18 protein-coding genes and 1 tRNA gene are annotated in these 18271 nt (G+C 64.0%); 7 read left to right on the top strand and 12 right to left on the bottom strand.

The window, feature by feature from the left end; genetic code table 11:
* The first annotated feature begins 87 nt into the window (after positions 1-87).
* The 4 genes from C8J33_RS12085 (at position 88) to C8J33_RS12100 (ending at position 3692) form a co-directional block, all read left to right on the top strand.
* On the top strand, positions 88-1305 hold the full coding sequence (locus tag C8J33_RS12085; protein WP_245507116.1) for a phosphopentomutase: 1218 nt from the start codon (positions 88-90) through the stop codon (positions 1303-1305).
* Positions 1302-2270, top strand: a complete 969-nt coding sequence (locus C8J33_RS12090) for an adenosine deaminase (protein WP_132664357.1) — start codon at positions 1302-1304, stop codon at positions 2268-2270. Before C8J33_RS12085 ends, C8J33_RS12090 begins: the two co-directional genes overlap by 4 nt.
* A gap of 115 nt (positions 2271-2385) precedes the next feature.
* A complete protein-coding gene (upp, locus tag C8J33_RS12095; RefSeq protein WP_110727850.1) occupies positions 2386-3015 on the top strand; it encodes a uracil phosphoribosyltransferase in 630 nt (209 codons plus the stop codon).
* Between the two features lie 146 nt (positions 3016-3161).
* Positions 3162-3692 (top strand): TIGR02281 family clan AA aspartic protease, encoded by a 531-nt coding sequence (locus C8J33_RS12100; RefSeq protein ID WP_132664358.1) that lies wholly within the window; start codon positions 3162-3164, stop codon positions 3690-3692.
* A gap of 2 nt (positions 3693-3694) precedes the next feature.
* Here C8J33_RS12100 and deoA read toward each other — a convergent pair whose 3' ends face one another.
* The 6 genes from deoA to C8J33_RS12130 form a co-directional block, all read right to left on the bottom strand.
* Complete coding sequence (deoA, locus tag C8J33_RS12105; RefSeq protein ID WP_132664359.1) at positions 3695-5008, bottom strand: thymidine phosphorylase; 1314 nt, start codon at positions 5006-5008, stop codon at positions 3695-3697.
* 4 nt (positions 5009-5012) lie between these two features.
* Positions 5013-5789: a deoxyribose-phosphate aldolase gene (gene deoC / locus C8J33_RS12110; RefSeq protein ID WP_132664360.1), complete on the bottom strand. Its 777-nt coding sequence runs from the start codon at positions 5787-5789 to the stop codon at positions 5013-5015.
* Positions 5790-5895: 106 nt separating this feature from the next.
* Positions 5896-6288 (bottom strand): cytidine deaminase, encoded by a 393-nt coding sequence (locus C8J33_RS12115; protein ID WP_165906648.1) that lies wholly within the window; start codon positions 6286-6288, stop codon positions 5896-5898.
* 4 nt (positions 6289-6292) lie between these two features.
* Positions 6293-7264, bottom strand: a complete 972-nt coding sequence (locus C8J33_RS12120; RefSeq protein WP_110727674.1) for an ABC transporter permease — start codon at positions 7262-7264, stop codon at positions 6293-6295.
* A gap of 3 nt (positions 7265-7267) precedes the next feature.
* Positions 7268-8401, bottom strand: coding sequence for an ABC transporter permease (locus C8J33_RS12125; RefSeq protein WP_110733241.1), 1134 nt, complete (start codon positions 8399-8401; stop codon positions 7268-7270).
* Positions 8398-9945: an ABC transporter ATP-binding protein gene (locus C8J33_RS12130; protein ID WP_132664361.1), complete on the bottom strand. Its 1548-nt coding sequence runs from the start codon at positions 9943-9945 to the stop codon at positions 8398-8400. The genes C8J33_RS12125 and C8J33_RS12130 overlap by 4 nt, the downstream gene beginning before the upstream one ends.
* A gap of 233 nt (positions 9946-10178) precedes the next feature.
* Between C8J33_RS12130 and C8J33_RS12135 the strand changes: the two genes are divergently transcribed.
* Positions 10179-10388 carry a SlyX family protein gene (locus C8J33_RS12135; RefSeq protein ID WP_110727851.1) on the top strand — a complete coding sequence of 70 codons (210 nt, stop codon included), beginning with the start codon at positions 10179-10181 and terminating at the stop codon, positions 10386-10388.
* 68 nt (positions 10389-10456) lie between these two features.
* Here C8J33_RS12135 and C8J33_RS12140 read toward each other — a convergent pair whose 3' ends face one another.
* The 5 genes from C8J33_RS12140 to C8J33_RS12160 form a co-directional block, all read right to left on the bottom strand.
* Entirely contained in the window at positions 10457-11449 is a 993-nt protein-coding gene (locus C8J33_RS12140) for a BMP family lipoprotein (protein WP_110800517.1), read from the bottom strand.
* A gap of 269 nt (positions 11450-11718) precedes the next feature.
* Positions 11719-13932 carry a TonB-dependent siderophore receptor gene (locus tag C8J33_RS12145; RefSeq protein ID WP_132664362.1) on the bottom strand — a complete coding sequence of 738 codons (2214 nt, stop codon included), beginning with the start codon at positions 13930-13932 and terminating at the stop codon, positions 11719-11721.
* Positions 13933-14163: 231 nt separating this feature from the next.
* Positions 14164-15063 (bottom strand): helix-turn-helix domain-containing protein, encoded by a 900-nt coding sequence (locus C8J33_RS12150; protein WP_132664363.1) that lies wholly within the window; start codon positions 15061-15063, stop codon positions 14164-14166.
* Positions 15064-15215: 152 nt separating this feature from the next.
* Positions 15216-15872 (bottom strand): peptide-methionine (S)-S-oxide reductase MsrA, encoded by a 657-nt coding sequence (gene msrA / locus C8J33_RS12155; RefSeq protein WP_110800642.1) that lies wholly within the window; start codon positions 15870-15872, stop codon positions 15216-15218.
* Between the two features lie 117 nt (positions 15873-15989).
* Entirely contained in the window at positions 15990-16301 is a 312-nt protein-coding gene (locus C8J33_RS12160) for a hypothetical protein (protein WP_132664547.1), read from the bottom strand.
* A 391-nt stretch (positions 16302-16692) separates the two neighbouring features.
* Between C8J33_RS12160 and C8J33_RS12165 the strand changes: the two genes are divergently transcribed.
* Positions 16693-16782: transfer RNA gene (locus C8J33_RS12165), tRNA-Ser, on the top strand.
* Positions 16783-16895: 113 nt separating this feature from the next.
* Here C8J33_RS12165 and C8J33_RS12170 read toward each other — a convergent pair.
* Positions 16896-17822, bottom strand: coding sequence for a manganese catalase family protein (locus C8J33_RS12170; RefSeq protein WP_132664364.1), 927 nt, complete (start codon positions 17820-17822; stop codon positions 16896-16898).
* Between the two features lie 195 nt (positions 17823-18017).
* Between C8J33_RS12170 and C8J33_RS12175 the strand changes: the two genes are divergently transcribed.
* On the top strand, positions 18018-18248 hold the full coding sequence (locus C8J33_RS12175; protein WP_092931249.1) for a hypothetical protein: 231 nt from the start codon (positions 18018-18020) through the stop codon (positions 18246-18248).
* Positions 18249-18271: the final 23 nt, after the last annotated feature.

An 18271-nucleotide genomic window follows, 5' to 3' on the forward strand; every position in this document is an offset into this window, starting at 1 on the left:
CGGTTTGCAAAAACGGGAGGCGAAGCGTATCTCTTGCCGCAAACGATCGGACCCGGTTTGGGGATATCTTTCAGGAGATTGCGGAACGTGCGGGCTTTTCTCTTCGTTCTGGACTCCCTCGGCATCGGCGGTGCGCCGGATGCCGCCGCCTTCGGCGACGAGGGTGCCGACACGCTCGGCCACATCGCCGAGTTCTGCGCAGCCGGTGCGGCCGACCGGCAGGGTCTTCGCGCCGGGCCGCTGGCGCTTCCCAACATGGCGGCGCGCGGGCTCTTCCACGCTGCCCGGCTTTCGAGCGGCAGCCTGACCGCCGGCGTCACCCTTCCCGAGACCATCGACGGCGTCTATGGCGCGGCCGAAGAGGTGTCGCGCGGCAAGGACACGCCGTCGGGTCACTGGGAGATCGCGGGAACGCCGGTGCGGTTCGACTGGGGGTACTTTCCAGATACCGGCGACGCCTTTCCGGAGGCGCTGGTCGCCCGGATCTGCGAAGAGGGTGGTGTTCCCGGTATCCTCGGCAATTGCCACGCCTCCGGCACCGACATCATCGCGCGGCTCGGCGAGGCGCACTTGGCGACGGGAAAGCCGATCTGTTACACCTCCTCGGATTCCGTCTTCCAGATCGCCGCGCATGAAGAGCGTTTTGGCCTCGAGCGCCTGCTGGACCTCTGCCAGACCGTTCGCCGCCTGCTCGACGATCATAATATCGGGCGGGTGATCGCCCGTCCCTTCATCGGGCGGACGGCGCAGGACTTCGTGCGGACCGGAAACCGGCGCGACTATTCGGTGCTGCCGCCGGAGCCGACGCTGCTCGACCGGTTGACCGAGGCGGGCCGCACCGTGCACGCCATCGGCAAGATCGCCGATATCTTCGCCCATCAGGGCATCGGCCGCACCATCAAGGCGAATGGTAACGAAGCGCTTTTCGATGCCAGCCTGAAGGCGATCCAGGAGGCCGGGGATGGCGACCTCGTCTTCACCAATTTCGTCGATTTCGACATGCTCTACGGCCATCGCCGGGATGTCGCGGGCTATGCGGCGGCGCTGGAAGCCTTCGACCGCAGGCTGCCCGAACTCGACGCCGTGTTGCGGCCGGGCGATATCGTCATCCTGACCGGTGACCATGGTTGCGACCCGACCTGGCGGGGCACTGACCATACGCGCGAGCGGGTGCCCGTGCTGCTCTTCGGCCCCGGCGTCGCCAGCCGGCCGATCGGGATCATCCCCGGGTTTGCCGGGATCGGCGAGACGGTGGCACAGCATCTCGGTATCGAGCCCGGCCCCCATGGAAGGAGTTTTCTGTGACGCTGCACCTCAAGAAAGCGGAACTGCACTGCCATATCGAAGGTGCTGCGGCGCCCGCGCTTGCCCTTGCGCAGGCGGAAAAGTATGGCGTCGACGTCTCCGGCCTCATCGAGGACGGGTCCTATGTCTGGACCGACTTCAGCGAATTCATCGTCTGCTACGACCGCGTCGCATCCCTGTTTCGCACGGAAGAAGACTATGCGACGCTTGCCGAGACCTATCTGACGGAGCTGAGCGCCGCCGGCACGATCTATAGCGAGATCATCGTATCGCCGGACCACGGCAACACGATCGGCATCGGCGCCGATGCCTATCTCCGCGGGCTTGCTGCCGGTATCGAGGCGGCACGTGCGAAAACCGGCATCGAGGGCCGGATGATCATCACCATCATCCGCCATCTTGGCCGTGAGGCCGCAGAGCGCACCGCGCTCTACGCCGCCCGTCGGGATCATCCACTCGTGACCGGCTTTAACCTTGCAGGCGAGGAGCGCATGTACCGGGTCGCGGATTTCGCGCGTGCCTACGACATCGCCCGGGATGCGGAGCTCGGCCTCACCATCCATGCCGGCGAGATGGCGGGTGCCGACAGCGTGCGGGATGCGCTCGACATCGTCAGGCCGTCGCGCATCAGCCATGGCGTGCGCGCTATCGAGGATGCCGATCTCGTCCGTCGGATCGCGGCGGAAGGCGTCGTGCTGGAGACCTGCCCCGGATCCAACATCGCGCTCGGCGTCTTCACCGGCTTTCATGCCCATCCCCTCAGGGTGCTGCGCGATGCCGGATGCCGCGTCACGCTGAATGCGGACGATCCGCCGTTCTTCCACACATCGCTTGCGCAGGAATACGATATCGCCTCCGAGGTGATGGGGTTCGCTGACGCGGAGATCAATGCCATGACCCGCACCGCCATCGAGGCCGCCTTCGTGGACGAGGACACGCGCGCGACGCTGCTCTCGCGCCTCTGACCTGCTGCGCGACATCGTGTGATGGGTTGGGGACGGCGCGGCGGCGGACTTGCGGCGGCGGGTCTTTCCGTGGAAAAGGGATGGGTTCCATCCGTCGCGGCAAGAGGCTTACAGCATGACCAGCGTTACCGTCATCGACCACCCGCTCGTCCAGCACAAGCTGACGATCATGCGCAAGAAGGAAACCTCGACCGCGGGCTTCCGGCGGCTTCTGCGCGAGATTTCAACGCTGCTCTGCTACGAGGTGACGCGCGATCTGGAGCTGACGATGGAAACCATCGAGACGCCGATGCAGCAGATCCAGGCGCCCGTGCTCGAAGGCAAGAAACTGGTGTTCGCCTCGATCCTGCGGGCCGGCAACGGGCTTCTCGAAGGCATGTTGGAACTGGTGCCCTCCGCGCGCGTCTCGCATGTCGGCGTCTACCGCGACCATGAAACGCTGGAAGCGGTCGAGTATTATTTCAAGGCGCCCGAGAACATGGCGGAGCGGCTGGTGATCGTCGTCGATCCGATGCTCGCGACCGGCAATTCCTCGATCGCCGCCATCGACAAGCTGAAGGAGCGCGGCGCTGTGAACCTGCGGTTCCTCTGCCTTCTCGCAGCCCCCGAGGGCATCGCCAATTTCCACGCCGTGCACCCGGACGTGCCGATCTTCACCGCCTCGATCGACAGCCACCTCAACGAGAAGGGCTATATCATGCCCGGCCTTGGCGACGCCGGCGACCGGATGTACGGGACGAAGTAAGGTTCGTTAACCCTCAGGCGCAAGGGACGGAGCAGGCCGCGCCGTCTTTGCGTCTTCTTAAAGACCCTGCACGATAGTTAGAACACCGCGCGTCATTCATGACACGCGGTGTTCTAACACTTTTAAGTTGCTGCGGAGTTGCGGGCATGATGAGCCGCGTGCTGATGATTGCAGGCCTTGCCGGGCTCTGCGCCTATACCCTTCCGAACCTGACCGACCGGTATCTCGACCGGACGTCAACGCCCGAGGCAACCTTGCCTGCCAAGCCCTCCGCCACCGCCCCGGCGGTGCCGGCAGCCGCCGGCGCGCGCGAGGTGGTGCTGCCGGCCGGACCGGGTGGGCATTTCAGCACCAACCTCGAAGTGAACGGCCGCAGCGTTCTCGGCTTGATCGATACGGGCGCGACCGTGGTCGCGCTCAACGAGAGCACCGCACGACGGATCGGCCTTTCGCTCTCAACGCTCGACTATTCCATCTCCGTTTCCACCGCGAACGGCCTGGCGAAGGCGGCATCGGTGACCTTGAAGCGGATCAAGGTCGGCAGCATCGCCGTCGACAATGTGCAGGCCATGGTGCTGCCGGATGCAGCCCTGTCCGACACGCTGGTCGGCATGAGCTTCCTCAACCGTCTCTCGTCCTTTGCCGTCGAGGACGGGGCCTTGAGGCTGAAGCGCTAACTTCAGGCCGTCAGGCGGGACAGGATGATCGGACGGGACGCGGGAGCGCCGTCCTCGATCGTATAGGCTGCCATGAACGCCGACGCGGCGTCTTCGGCGGCCGCATCATCGGCGGCGTGGACGCGGGCAAGTGCCTGTCCGGCCTCCACACGGGTGCCGAGCGGCAGGATGTCGGAGAAGCCGACGCTGTGATCGATCGACTGGTCGGCGCGGGTGCGTCCACCACCGAGCGCGATGACCGCCAGCCCGATGGCACGGGCATCGCAGGTGCTGAGAACGCCCGCGCGGTCGGCGGTGATCGGCCGGATGACCGGCGCCGCTGTCAGATAGGCTTCCGGGCGCTCCACGAAATCCACAGGCCCGCCCAGCGCCGAGACCATGCGGCCGAAGATGTCGAGGGCCGCTCCGCTTTCCAGCGCCCGCCGCGCCGCATCCTGGCTTTCGACCGGGCCCGAGGTAACGCCGGCAACCAGCAGCATTTCGGACGCAAGCGCCATGACGACCTGCTCCAGACGCGTGCCCTGCTTCTCGCCGCGCAGGAAGGCGAGGCAATTGAGGATTTCCAGCGCGTTGCCCACGGCATCGGCCAGCGGTTCGCTCATGTCGGTGATGAGAGCCGTGGTGCGCAGCCCTGCCCCGTTGGCGACGTCCACCAGCGAGCGGGCGAGGATCTCGGCTTCCGACAGGGAGGCCATGAAGGCGCCGCTGCCGACCTTGACGTCGAGCACGAGGGAGCCGAGGCCGGCCGCGAGCTTCTTCGACAGGATGGAGGCCGTGATCAGCGGCACGGAATCCACGGTCGCGGTGATGTCGCGGATCGCGTAGAGCCGACGGTCGGCCGGTGCCAGATCCGCCGTCTGCCCGATGATGGCGCAACCGACGCTTTCCACGACACGACCCAGGGTCTCCGCGGATGGCGCGATATGATAGCCGGGAATGGATTCGAGCTTGTCGAGGGTGCCGCCGGTATGCCCAAGGCCGCGGCCGGAAATCATGGGGACGACGAGGCCGCAGGCGGCCAGGATCGGCGCGAGCATGAGCGAGACATTGTCCCCCACACCGCCGGTCGAGTGCTTGTCGGCCACCGGCCGCCCGAGCGCGTGATAGTCGAGCACCGTGCCGCTGTCGCGCATGGCGACGGTCAGCGCCACCGTCTCGGCGCTGGTCATGCCGGAAAACCATGTTGCCATGGCGAAGGCCGCCACCTGCGCATCGCCAATGGAGCCGTCGGCCATGCCGGCGACGAAGTCGGCGATCTCGCTCGCCTCGAGGGCGACGCGATCACGCTTGCGGCGGATGAATTCCTGCGGGATCATCGCCTCAATACGCCGCTGGTGCGGCAAGGGACTCGCGCCCGTCGATGATCGAGAGGATATCGCCGAGCAGGCCCGACGCACCGAAGCGGAAGGTCGAGGGCATCAGCCAGTCGGGACCGTGAATGGTGGCGGCGAGCGTCAGGTAGAGCCGCGCGTCGGCCACGGTCTTGACGCCGCCGGCCGGCTTGAAGCCCACACGGCGACCGCTTTCGCGGATGGCGGTCAGCATGATGTCGGCCGCTTCCAGCGTCGCGTTGACGGCGACCTTGCCGGTGGAAGTCTTGATGAAGTCGGCGCCTTCCTGGATGGCGAGGTGGGAGGCGTTGCGGATCAGCCCGCGCTCCTTCAGCTCTCCCGTCTCAAGGATGGTCTTGAGAACAATGGTTTCGCCGCAGGCCGTGCGCACGGCGCGGATCATCTCGCGCACCGCCTGCTCGTCGCCGGCCATCAAAGCGCGATAAGGAATGACGAGGTCGATCTCGTCGGCACCATCGGCAATCGCGGTGGTAGTTTCGGCGACGACGTCATCCACTGTCAGGTCGCCCGAGGGGAAATTGACGACGGTTGCGATGCGCACCGGGCTCGACGCCCCGAGAATGCCGCGGGCTTGGCGTACGAAGCGCGGCCAGATGCAGATGGCGGCAACGGGCCCATGCGGCGTGCGCGCCCGTGCGCAAAGCGCCTCGATGGCCTCAGGCGTGCAGTCGTCGCTCAGATCGGTCAGGTCGAGCAGGGACAGCGCGAGAGAGGCGAGCTGCCGGTTGCTGGCTTCCAGTGTCATAGGTGCCTCCCTTGGGCGGGTTCGGTCCTGATGCGGTAGAGGTTTTGGCGCCGTTTGGCAAAGCCAATCGCGGCCCTTTGCGGCCTTGAGAGCCTTGGGGGCGAGATCAGCCGATCGTGTCTGTGGCGAACGAATGCGGCAGGAGGTCCGAGAGGGTCACCGTCTTCTTCACCCCGGTCTCGTCGCAGAGATAGATCGGCGTGCCGGCTTCGGCAAACTCCGACAGGCGCTGGCGGCAGCCGCCGCAGGGCGGGCAGAGCGGCAGCTTTTCGGCAATGACGGCGACTTCCAGGATCTTCCGGGCGCCGCCCATGATCATGTGGCTGATCGCCGTGGTTTCGGCACACCAGCCCTCGGGAAAGGAGAGGTTCTCGATATTGGCGCCGGCATAGATCGTGCCGTCCTCAGCGCGGATGGCCGCGCCGACGGGAAACTTGGAATAGGGCGCATGCGCGAGCGCCATGGCCTTGCGTGCGGCTTCGAAGAGATCGGTCGCCATGGGATCAGCGCTCCTTGACATAGGGCACCCCGCCGGCCTTGGGCGGCACGGCCTTGCCGATGAAGCCGGCGAGAAGGATGACGGTGAGAATATAGGGGAGTGCCTGCATGAGCTGCACCGGAATCTGCCCGATCAGCGGCAGCGGATTGCCCTGCAGGCGAATGGCCAGCGCATCGAGGAAGCCGAAGAGCAGGCAGGCGAGCATGACGTTGAGCGGCTTCCATTTGGCGAAGATCAGCGCTGCGAGCGCGATATAGCCCTTGCCGGCCGTCATGCCCTTGACGAAGCCGGCGGTCATGGCGAGCGACAGGTAGGCGCCGCCGAGACCGGCAAGAATACCGCAGCAGATGACGGCGCGATAGCGCATCCAGACGACAGAAATGCCGGCGGTATCCACCGCGCCCGGATTCTCGCCGACGGCCCGCAGGCGCAGGCCGAAGCGGGTGCGGTAGAGGATCCACCAGGTGATCGGCACCATGGCGAAGGCGAGGTAGGTGAGGAAGAAGTGGCCGGAGATGAGATCCGCATAGATCGGCCCGATGACGGGAACCGGGCGGATCTCCTCGGCGAAGGGGAAGGTGATGGTCGAGAACCGGGCGTCTCCAGCAAGCGCCGGCGTGCGGCCGCCCTGGCGGAACCAGGCTTCGCCCAGAATGACGGTGGAGCCGAAGACGATGAAGTTGATCGCCACGCCCGAGACGATCTGGCTGCCGCGCTGGGTGATGGAGGCATAGCCGTGGACCAGCGACAGGAGGACAGAGATGAGGATGGCGGCGAGGAGACCGGCCCAGACATTCCCGGTCACCGCCGCGACCGCACCGGCGGCAAAGGCGGCACCCAGCATCTTGCCCTCGAGCCCGATGTCGAAGACGCCGGCGCGTTCGGTGAAGAGACCGCCGAGGGCTGCGAAGATGAGGGGCACGGAGACGCGGATGGTCGATTCCAGCACTGTCACCAGCATGTGAAAGACATCCATGGATCAGGCTCCCTTGGCGGCTGACGATGCCGATCTGCTGCTTGCGACAGAGGCGAAGATGCGCCCGATCGCCGGACGGAACATGTTTTCGAGGGCGCCGGCAAAGAGGATGACGAGGCCCTGGATGATGACGATCATGTCGCGCGAGATGGTGGGCATCTCGAAAGCGATCTCGGCACCGCCCTGATAGAGCATGCCGAAAAGGATGGCGGCGGGAATGATGCCGGCCGGGTGCGAGCGGCCCATGAGGGCGACCGCGATACCGACGAAGCCGGCGCCCTGGACGAAATCGAGCTGCATGCGGAACTGCTCGCCCATGATCGGGTTCAGCGCCATCATGCCGCAGAGCCCGCCCGAGATCATCATGGCGATGACGGTGATGCGCGCATCCTTGATGCCGGCATAGCGGGCTGCCGACGGGCTGTGGCCCATGACGCGCATTTCATAGCCGAGCCGCGTGCGCCAGATCAGAAGCCAGCAGCCGAAGGCGGCCAGCAGCGCCAGCAGGAAGGAGATGTTGAACGGCGCATTGCCGATGTCGAGCCCGAAGATGCCGAGCAGCCAGTCGAGCTTCGGCAGCTGCCCGCCCGCCTCGAATGTGCGCGTCTGCGGCGCCATGGAGCCGAGCGGCTTGAGGACACGCGTCAGCAGGTAGACCATCAGGCTCGAAGCGATGAAGTTGAACATGATGGTGGTGATGACGATGTGGCTGCCCCGCTTGGCCTGCAGCCAGCCGGGCAGGAACGCCCACAGCGCCCCGAAGGCCGCCGAGCCGAGGATCGCCAAGGGGAAGACGACGTACCAGGGCATGATGCGATCGAGCCAGAGGCAGACGAGGGCGACGCCGATACCGCCGACATAGGCCTGCCCCTCGCCGCCGATGTTGAAGAGACCGGCATGCGAGGCGACCGCGACCGCAAGGCCGGTGAAGATGAAGGTCGTGGCGTAATAGAGCGTGAAGCCGATATATTCGCCGCGGCCGAAGGCGCCGTTGATCAGGTGGTAGGCGGCCTCCAGCGGGCTCTCGCCGACGAGCAGCACTACGAGGCCGGCCACGAGGAAGGCGACGACGAGATTGACGAGCGGGATGAGACCGTATTCGGCCCAGCCGGGCAGTTTGGCGTAAGGATTGCTCACCGGGCGGCCTCCATGCGGTTTTCGACGCGGTTTTCGACACCGGCCATCAACAGACCGAGGTCGCCCTCGTCGGCGTCGGAGGTCCGCTCGCCGACGACGCGCCCGGCGAACATCACGAGGATCCGGTCCGACAGAGCGCGGATCTCGTCGAGCTCGACCGAGACCAGAAGGACGGCCTTGCCCTGATCGCGCATCTCGATGATCCGCTTGTGAATGAATTCGATGGCACCGACATCGACGCCGCGGGTGGGCTGGCCGATGATCAGCACATCGGGATTGCGCTCCATCTCGCGCGCCAGCACGATCTTCTGCTGGTTGCCGCCGGAAAAATTCGCCGTCTTCAGGCGCGGGTTCGGCGGGCGAATATCGTATCTGGCGATATTCGCCTCCGCATCCGCCCGCATGGCGGCGATATCGAGCAGGGCACCCTTCTTATAGGCGGGATCGCGGTGATAGCCGAGAATGGCGTTTTCGCTCTCCTCGAACTTCAGCACGAGACCGACATGATGGCGGTCTTCCGGAACATGGGCGAGGCCGCGCGTGCGCAGCTCGGCCGGGTCGGCAAGGCCGGTGACATCGACCGTGGAGCCGTTGAGTTCCACCGTACCGCCGGTGGCACGGCGGATGCCGGCGATGGCTTCGAGAAGCTCGGACTGGCCATTGCCCGCGACACCGGCGATGCCGACGATCTCGCCCGCCCGGATGTCGAAGGAGACGTCATCGACCATGGTGACACCGCGGCCGTCGCGAACCGTGAGGTTGCGCACCGAAAGCTTGATGGCGCCGGGGCGGGCCTCGCCCTTTTCCACCCGCAGCAGAACGCGCCGTCCGACCATGAGCTCGGCCAGTTCCTCGACCGAGGTCTTGTCCGTCTCGCGCGTGGCGACCATCTCGCCGCGGCGCATGACGGAGACCTCGTCGGTGACGGCCATGATCTCGCGCAGCTTGTGGGTGATCAGGATGATCGTCTTGCCCTCGTTCTTCAGCTGCTCGAGAATGCGGAACAGGTGATCGGCTTCCGGCGGCGTCAGAACGCCCGTGGGCTCGTCGAGAATGAGGATATCGGCTTTGCGGTAGAGGGCTTTGAGGATTTCCACGCGCTGCTGCAGGCCGACCGGCAGTTCCTCGATGATGGCATCGGGATTGACCTCCAGCGCATATTCCTTCTCCAGCCGCTTCAGCTCGATACGGGCCTTGGAGATCGAGGCATTCAGCACCGGGCTGTCCTCGGCACCGAGCATGACGTTTTCGAGCACGGTGAAGTTTTCGACCAGCATGAAATGCTGGTGCACCATGCCGATGCCGCTTGCGATCGCCGCATTCGGGTCCTTGATCGTCAGCACCTTGCCATCGACGAGGATATCGCCGCGATCGGCCTGGTAGAAGCCATAGAGGATCGACATCAGGGTCGATTTCCCGGCACCGTTTTCGCCGATGATCCCGTGGATCGTTCCCTTTTTGACGACGAGGTTGATATTTTTGTTGGCGTGGACAGGGCCGAAGCTCTTGTCGATGCCCCGAAGCTCAATCGCGATATCGCTCATGGCAGCCGCATCCCGTTCCCGGCACCCGTTGTCGGCAGGCCGTGCCGCCGGGTGCTTGCTTGATTGTCCGACCGCCCGCTTTAAGGAAAGCGGGAAGCCTAAGGCTAACATCGATCACGGCGATCGGAAGCGCTAAATCAGCGGATCGGCTGTTTCGCGTTTGACCTGCCGCCGGGCGAACCCTCTATAACGAGAGAAGACGATCCGCCAGCGACAAAGAGAGAATGACGATCATGACGAGCGACGAGACACGGATGACGGCCATCGAGGAAACGATCGCGCATCAGGCCCGCGTGATCGAGGACCTGTCGCAGCAGCTTGCCGAACAGTGGAAGATCGTGGACCAGGTTCGCACGAAACTGGACCGGCTGACCGAACGGTTCCTGACGCTGGAAGAGACCTCGCTGGAGGCCCCCGCCAATACGCGGCCGCCGCATTACTGACACGCCGTCGAGGGGCATGCATCGTCGGCCACATGGGCCGACGATGCTTTCCCGTATCGCGGATCGCCTCAGTAGGCGCAGGTTTCGTCCGTCATATAATCATGGACCTGAAGCGTGCCGGCAATGATGTCGGCCTTCGCCTTGTCGACGGCGGCCTGCATCTCGGGCGTGATCAGCGCCTTGTTGTTGTCGTCGACGGCATAGCCGACGCCGTCTTCCTTCAGGCCGAGATTGGAGATGCCGGCCTTGAACGTGTCGTTCTTGACGCTCATGAAGCTGTCATACACGGCGACATCGACGCGCTTGATCATGGAGGTCAGGATCTTGCCGGGCTGCATGGCGTTCTGGTTCGAGTCGACGCCGATGCCGAGCTTGCCGGCATCCGCTGCCGCCTGGAGAACGCCGACACCGGTACCGCCAGCGGCGTGGTAGACGACGTCCGAGCCCTGGTCGAACTGCGACTTTGCGATTTCGCCGCCCTTGACCGGATCGTTCCAGGCTTCCGGCGTCGTGCCGGTATAGGCTTCGAGAACCTTCACGTCAGCGCCGGTGGACTTGGCACCGCCGATATAGCCGCAGGCGAACTTGTGGATCAGCGGAATGTCCATGCCGCCGACGAAGGAGACGGTCTTCGACTTGGAAGCGAGGCCGGCGAGAATGCCGACGAGATAGGACCCTTCCTGCTCCTTGAAGACCACGGACTTCACGTTCGGCTTGTCCACGACCATGTCGATGACGGAGAACTTGGTGTCGGGATATTCGGCGGCGACCTTTTCGAGCGCGGCGGCCCAGGAGAAGCCGGCCATGACGATGGGGCTGTTGCCGTCGCCGGCAAAGCGGCGAAGCGCCTGCTCGCGCTGAGCGTCATTGGCGATTTCGAACTCGCGATAGGCGATGCCGGTTTCGGCCTTGAACTTCTCGGCGCCGTTGAAGGCGGATTCGTTGAAGGATTTGTCGAACTTACCGCCGAGGTCGTAAATGACCGCGGGCTTGATGTCGGCGGCCAGCGCCGTGGCCGACATCATCGAGAAGGCAAGGAGACCGAGGAGGGTTTTCTTCATTGTGCAGCCCTGTTTGTTACCATGTGTTTTCTGGGTCCTCCCGCACGCTTCTCTTATGTCGGAAGCATGTCTGCGGAACCGGCCGCGCTTTGTGGCGGGCCTGATTGAGGTGTATCCTTGCACGGGCCTTAGGAAAATACACCCGAAATTTTTCAACTGGTAAAACTTTCATCCTCCTATCCGCAAACGACAAGAACCGCGGCGATCCCTGTCTGGATCCGCCGCGGTTCGCCTTGTTCACGGGTGATGCGAGCCTTCGCAGGCGAGGATCAGAACGACTTGCTGAGCTTCAGCGTGATCGTGCGCCCGGCGCCATAGCCGCAGGTGGAAACGCCCTGGCAGCTCTTCACGTAGTCCTTGTCGAAGAGGTTGGCGACGTTGAGGGCAGCACCCCAGCCTTTCTTCTCATAGCGAATGGCCACGTCCGCCAGAAGCGCATCCGGCACTTCGCGGGTGTTCTCGTTGTCCGCAAACGACGTGCCCTGATAGCGCAGGCCTCCGCCGATGCTCATGCCTTCCAGCGCGCCTTCGGTCAGCGCATAATCGACCCAGACGGCCGCCTGGCTCTTCGGCACGAGGTATGGACGGTTGCCGACGAGGGCCGGATTGAGATCCTCGGTGATCTCGAGATCCGTATAGGAATAGGAGCCGAGCAGCGACCAGTGCGCGTCGAGATTGACCTTGGCCTCCAGCTCGATGCCGGTGGAGGTCACTTCGCCCAGCTGTTCCTGCAGGAAGTCCGGCCGGGTCAGCGCCACGTTTTCCTTGACGATCTGGAATACCGACACCGTGAAGAGGCCGTCGATGGCGGTGGGCACGTATTTCAGCCCGGCTTCGAACTGGTGACCTTCCTCCGGCTTGAGAGCGCCGCCGAGATAGGAGGTGCCGATCAGCGGGTTGAAGAAGGTGGCGGCGCTGGCATAGGGCGTCATGCCGTTGTCGAATTCGTAGGCAAGGCCGGCACGACCGCTGAGCGCGCTGTCATTGTTGCGGTAGCTCGTGCCGATCCGCGCGTCGGACTGCGTATCCACATAGTCGTAACGGCCGTTGAGCGTGACGAGGAAGCCGTCGCCGAAGCGCATCTGGTCCTGCGCATAGAGGCCGACCTGCTGCAGGGTCAGAACCTGATCGAGATAGACGCCGCTCAGGCCCGGCTGTGGCAGGCCGTAGATCGGATCGACGGGATCGATCGGCGTGGCGGCCGCCGGCCATGCCGGGACGGCCTGGACCTGATCGAGACGGTAGTGCTTGTAATCGATGCCAGCGAGCAGGTTGTGCTCGACCGGGCCGGTGTCGAGCTTGATCTCGGCGCGGTTGTCGACGGCAAAGCTGTCCACCTTGCTCGTGTGCTCGAAGCCGACGCGGTAGAGATCGTAATAGTTCGGCGCCGCCGGGTCCGTCGTGTTGACGTAGCCGAACGGGTAGAACAGCACTTCGTGCTTGTCGAGGTGGCTGTAGCGCAGGTTCTGCGAGAGCTTCAGCCCGTTGTCGAACGTGTGCTCGGCCTCGTAGCCGATCATCTGCTGGTCGTAGCGGCCGGTGTCGAGATCGGGCTCCGAGAAGAAGGCGTCGCGGTCGATCTTGCCGAAGGGCGCGTTCACCACCGTGCCTTCGTAGGGCAGGAAGCCGTTGCCGGTATGGCGCTGGTTAAGGCCCGAGAGTGTCGCATAGACGGTCAGGCTGGTCGCATCGTCCGGCTGGTAGCGGATCTGCGGCATGAGGAAGCCGCGCAGATCGTTGGCGTAGTCGCTCTCCTGCTCGCCGCCGGCCACCTTGCCGGTGACGCGGTAGGTCACGGCATCGCTGACCTTCTGGTTGACGTCGAAGCCGAGGAAGGCATTGCCGAAATTGTTGATGCCGACCTCGACCTCGCGAACGGCTTCGTCCTGCGGGCGCTTGCGGATGAGATCGACGATGCCGCCGGGGGTCGCGCCGCCATAGAGCACCGATGCCGGGCCCTTCAGCACATCGACACGCTCCAGCATGTAAGCATCCGTCTGGAAGCCGCCGAAGCCGAAGGAATAGAGATTGAGACCATCGAGAAAGACGCCGGTCTGCGTCGCGTCGAAGCCGCGGATGTAGAACCAGTCCGTATCCGGATCGGAGCCGAAGGGCTCGGTGGTGACGCCGGCGGTGTAGCGCAGCGCTTCGTCGATCTTGGTGACGACGCCGCGGTCATCCAGCTCCTTGCGGCCGATGACGGAGACCGACTGCGGAACGGCTGTCACCGGCAGCGCCGATTTCGACCCCGCCGTCGTGTCGCGGGCGACGTAACCCTCGACCGGGCCGGTTGCCGATCCCTCTGCCGCCTGCCCGCCGCGCACGACGATGGCTTCCAGTTGCGTCGGCTGCTGGCCCTGCACCTGCGGGGTTTGAGCCTGCGGCTCCTGAGCCAGTGCAGCGGATGTACCGGCCACACATGCGATGGCTGCGGCTCCCGCGAGCCAGACCGCCTTGCGGCTTTTGTTGATTGTCCCCGTCATGTCGTCACCCCATCTCGGCCACCCGGCAGAACGGCCCCGACACCTGTTCCTTATCCGGCATTGTCGCCCCATGAAGATGAGGCGATTTCTCATGTTTCGCATAGCTCAAGTAAGCGGGATCGGATTGATCCGTCCTGCGGATTTTGAACGATTCCGAGGCGATGTTCTCAGGCGCAGCATCTACAGTGAGACTGCGGCAAATTCGCCACGCGTGCTCGGCTATCCAGCCCTTCAGCGGCTGCGCAGCCACCGGCCGGGCGTGGTGCCCGACATCTTGCGGAACGCCCGGGTGAAATGTGCCTGATCGGCAAAGCCGGTGACTGCTGCGACCTCGCTGAGGCTCGCCTTGCCGGCTGCCAGCAGGGATTTCGCATGCTCGATGCGCGTCTTCATCTGCCACTGGTGCGGCGGCATGCCGGTCGAGGCCTTGAAGGCGTGGCTGAAATGCGACTGGGAAAGGCCGGTGAGCAGGGCCAGCTCCTCCAGCCGGATACCGCGCAGGCAATGAGCCTCGATGAACTCGGTGGCCCGTCGCAGCTGCCAGGGCGCCAGCGCGCCGCGCAAACGCCGACTGGGTGGGGGAACGCGCATCAGGGCGATGAAGAGACCGAGCGCAAGGCCATCACCATAGAGATCGTGCAGCGGATCGGGATCTGCGCATTCTGCCGCCAGAAGATCGGCCACGGCGATGAGGCGCGGATCGGCAAACATCAGCCGCGGCTGTTCGAGAACAAGGGGATCGAGCTCGCCGCCCACGCGCTGGCCGAGCGCGGCCGCGTCGAAATGCAGATCGAGATGGCGGATCGCGCTGATGCCCTGAAGCTCGGCGCGAAGCTCCATGCCAGCGGGAATGTAGGACAGGCGCCGGCAGGGCGAACCGGGCAGGCCGTGTTCCCGTGCGGAAGACGTGCCCGTCGATATCGACGCCATGGAGAGACGCCGCGCGGGATCTCCAAGGGTTTCGAGCACCACGAAAAGCCGGGGCGCGTCGGCCACATAGACGCCGCCGGCCAACCGGGCGCATTGCACGTCCCAGAGGTCGGCGACCACACCGGTATAGACACGCCGGTTCCAGGTTCCAATCACGTCGAAACCGGAAATCCTGTTGTTCATCCTGGGCTGGAAGGTCATCGGCGCTGTCGCGGCGTCCCGGCGGTTAAAACATGAAAGAGAGTGTCATGTATTAATCCGAAACGGTCCCGGAAGCAATGCCGGGGGATGGCAGGCATGCGCTGCCATCCCTTTGCAGCAGGGTCTTGAGACGCGAGCCTCGGAATGCCGGATCAGAGGGCAGGCACGGGGCAGCTCACGCCCGTTCCCCGCAGGCCGCAATAGCCATTGGGGTTCTTGGCCAGATACTGCTGATGCTCTGCTTCTGCGAAGTAGAATGTGCCGGCCATCGCGATCTCGGTGGTGATCGGCTCACGGTGGCCCGCCTTCTTCAGCTGGGCCTGATAGGCATCGCGCGCGGTCTTCGCTTCGGCAAGCTGCGCCTCGTCTCCGACATAGATGGCGGATCTGTAGGTCGTGCCGACATCATTGCCCTGGCGCATGCCCTGCGTCGGATCATGCTCCTCGAAGAAGACCTTCAGGATCTCGCCGAACCCGACGACCTTCGGGTCATAGACCACGAGAACGACCTCGGTATGGCCGGTCAGTCCCGTCGTCGTTTCCTGGTAGGTCGGGTTTTTCGTGTAGCCGCCGGCATAGCCGACCGCCGTGACATAGACGCCGGGCAGCTGCCACATCAGGCGCTCGGCGCCCCAGAAGCAGCCCATGCCGAGCAGCACGGTCTTCATGCCATCGGGATACGGCCCCTTCAGCGGCTGCCGGTTGACGGCGTGATGTGCCGATGTAGGCAGGGGTGCGTCGCGCCCGGGAAGCGCATTTTGCGGCTCGGGCATGGTGGTTTTCTTGCTGAAAAGCTCGGTCAGAAACATAAGATCCGTCTCCATTTCAGAATGGGTTGTTCGTATCGTCGAAATTGATGTCGTTGGAGCAAAAGCGGCGAATCTCCATGCGGGTCTTGCTCTGCTCTGCCGGCCTTCATAACGGCATCAGGCCAGCTGACGCCTGCGCGCTGGGCGATACCCGGCCATCCAGAACAACAGCGCCACGATCAGAAAGACCGCGAAGGCCGGTTGCTGCAGAAACCAGCGTACGACCGGCTGCATCGCGGCAAAGCTGCCGCCCGGCCGCTCCAGGGCCTCGATCATCTCAAGCCCGGACGTGCTGATCGACGCCACCGCAATGCCGAGCGGCGTCATGACCACAGCCGTTTCGGACACAGAGCGCACAGCATCCACCGTTCCCGCAAGAAGCGCGGCGAGAAGGGCAAGAACGCTCGCGAGCCTGAAGAGAATTGCCATCATTCGTCTCCCCTGCCTGCGGCTACCCATATTGCTCTGCGAATGCCAAGAGCGCTGCAAGCCGGCAACCGTTGCTGCCGGCAGTCCGACCTGGCCGGCCGGGACCGGTTTCCTCATCACACTTTGCCTCGTGCTTCCATCATAAGATAGGTTCTCGCCGCCCAACCGCAATGGTACCTTGGCCCAAGCACCATCTGCCTGCGGGAAAATGCCTGTCGCCCGTTCAAAAATCTGTCAGATTTCGGTTGATCGCTTTGAGATCATCGGTATATATCGCGCCGTTCGCAGGATTTTCCGATCATAGGATTTTTGGCGAACCGTTGCACCCGGTCGCGATCCTTCGCCATCCGCGCAACAATCTCGCCGCCCAAACCAGCGGTGACGATATCAAGGACAGGTGGCCGAGTGGTTTAAGGCGCACGCCTGGAAAGTGTGTGTGCGTGAGAGCGTACCGCGGGTTCGAATCCCGCCCTGTCCGCCATCCCTTCATTATCTCGCCCGACCGCGCGCAAACACATGCCGTAGCAAACTCAAACAGGCCGCGACCCCCAAGAGGACCGCAGCCTGCAGCTTCAAACGTAAGGCAATAAGGGCCTAGCGCGACTTCTTGTAGAGTTTCTGGGCGATTTCGAACATTTCTTCCGGGGCGTAGTCCGGGGTGAAGGCCGAGGGTACGCCGACGAGCTGGTGGATCTTGCCGCCTTCCGGCATGCCGTCGACGACTTCGAGTTCGCCTGGCGGATCGGTCGGAAGGGCCATTTCGCCGTTGCCCCAGATGCCCGCCATTTCCTTGTAGTCCTTCGGACTGAACGTGTAGAGGCGGCGGTGGGAGCCTTCGTCCAGGTATTTCTGGCATTCCGGGATCTTGCTCAGCGGAATGTTCGGTGTCGGCAGGAAGTCCTTGATCTTTACGCCGGTGATCTTTTCCAGCGCCAAGGCATAGGCGTGCGCGTGGACGGAGCCGCGCACGAGGAGATAGCCGCAGACCTCGCGGCCGGTCGGATCGGTCAGGGTTTCATAAACACGCAGCTTGTGGAGACGTGCGCCGCATTCCAGATGGAAATTGTGGAGGAGATCGACCACGACATTGCCGGTCGTTGTGATGAAGTCGTTGTTCCACGAGGCGCCATTGCTGTTGACCGGCATGGCACCGCCGCCGCCCGACAGGAAGGCGGCAGCGAGCCGGATGTCCTTCATGTCCTCCCACGGCGCGCCGGAAATATCGCCGCCATCGCCCGTGTCACCATCCTTCTTGTCCGGACCGTTGGCGAGCATGGCGACGCCGTTGCTGACGAGCTCTACATGGCCGAGTTCCTCGGCCGTGATGCTGGCGACGAGGCTGTAGAAGGGGCGCAGTTTTTCCTTGGAACGGAAGTTGAAGCTCTGGAACATGTAGTTCCCGAGCGTCGACATCTCGCCGTATTTCCCACCCAGCAACTCCTGCAGGGCGGCCGCGGCATTCGGATCCGCCCGCTTGGGCGCAGGCAGTTCTGCCTGTAGTTGATCGACGCGCATGAACATCTCGGTCACCTTTCATTGGGAATGACACCTCCGCAACTGAGCGCGTGCTTCTCCGTTCCGTCCTGCGGGGGATCTTCTTCCGAATGTCGGCCTTTATGCCTTCCGGGGACCGCCAATTTGCATCCGCAGTCTGCAGTTTGGCGATTCTCCAAATCGTGATATCCGACCGGTTTCGTGAAAGAAGGGACAGATACCGTGAGCGAACAGACCGTGGCCGAGGTAACCGAAAAGATCTACGCATCGCTCCAGTCGGACAATGCCGACATCGACGACCATATTGCGAGCCTCAAGGCGGCGCTTGCCCGGGAGGGTGCGGCAGAAGCCGTGTTCGATCCCGCCAAGCTCGCGCAGAACAACCGCTCGGGCCGCAAGATGATGCAGGCCTACTTCCGGCAGCGCGGCGTGCGGGTCAGCTTTTCGGCTTGACGGGAGGCGAAGCTTCCGGCGCG

This window comes from Rhizobium sp. PP-CC-3G-465 (assembly GCF_004343445.1).
Classification (GTDB): Bacteria; Pseudomonadota; Alphaproteobacteria; order Rhizobiales; family Rhizobiaceae; genus Ferranicluibacter; species Ferranicluibacter rubi.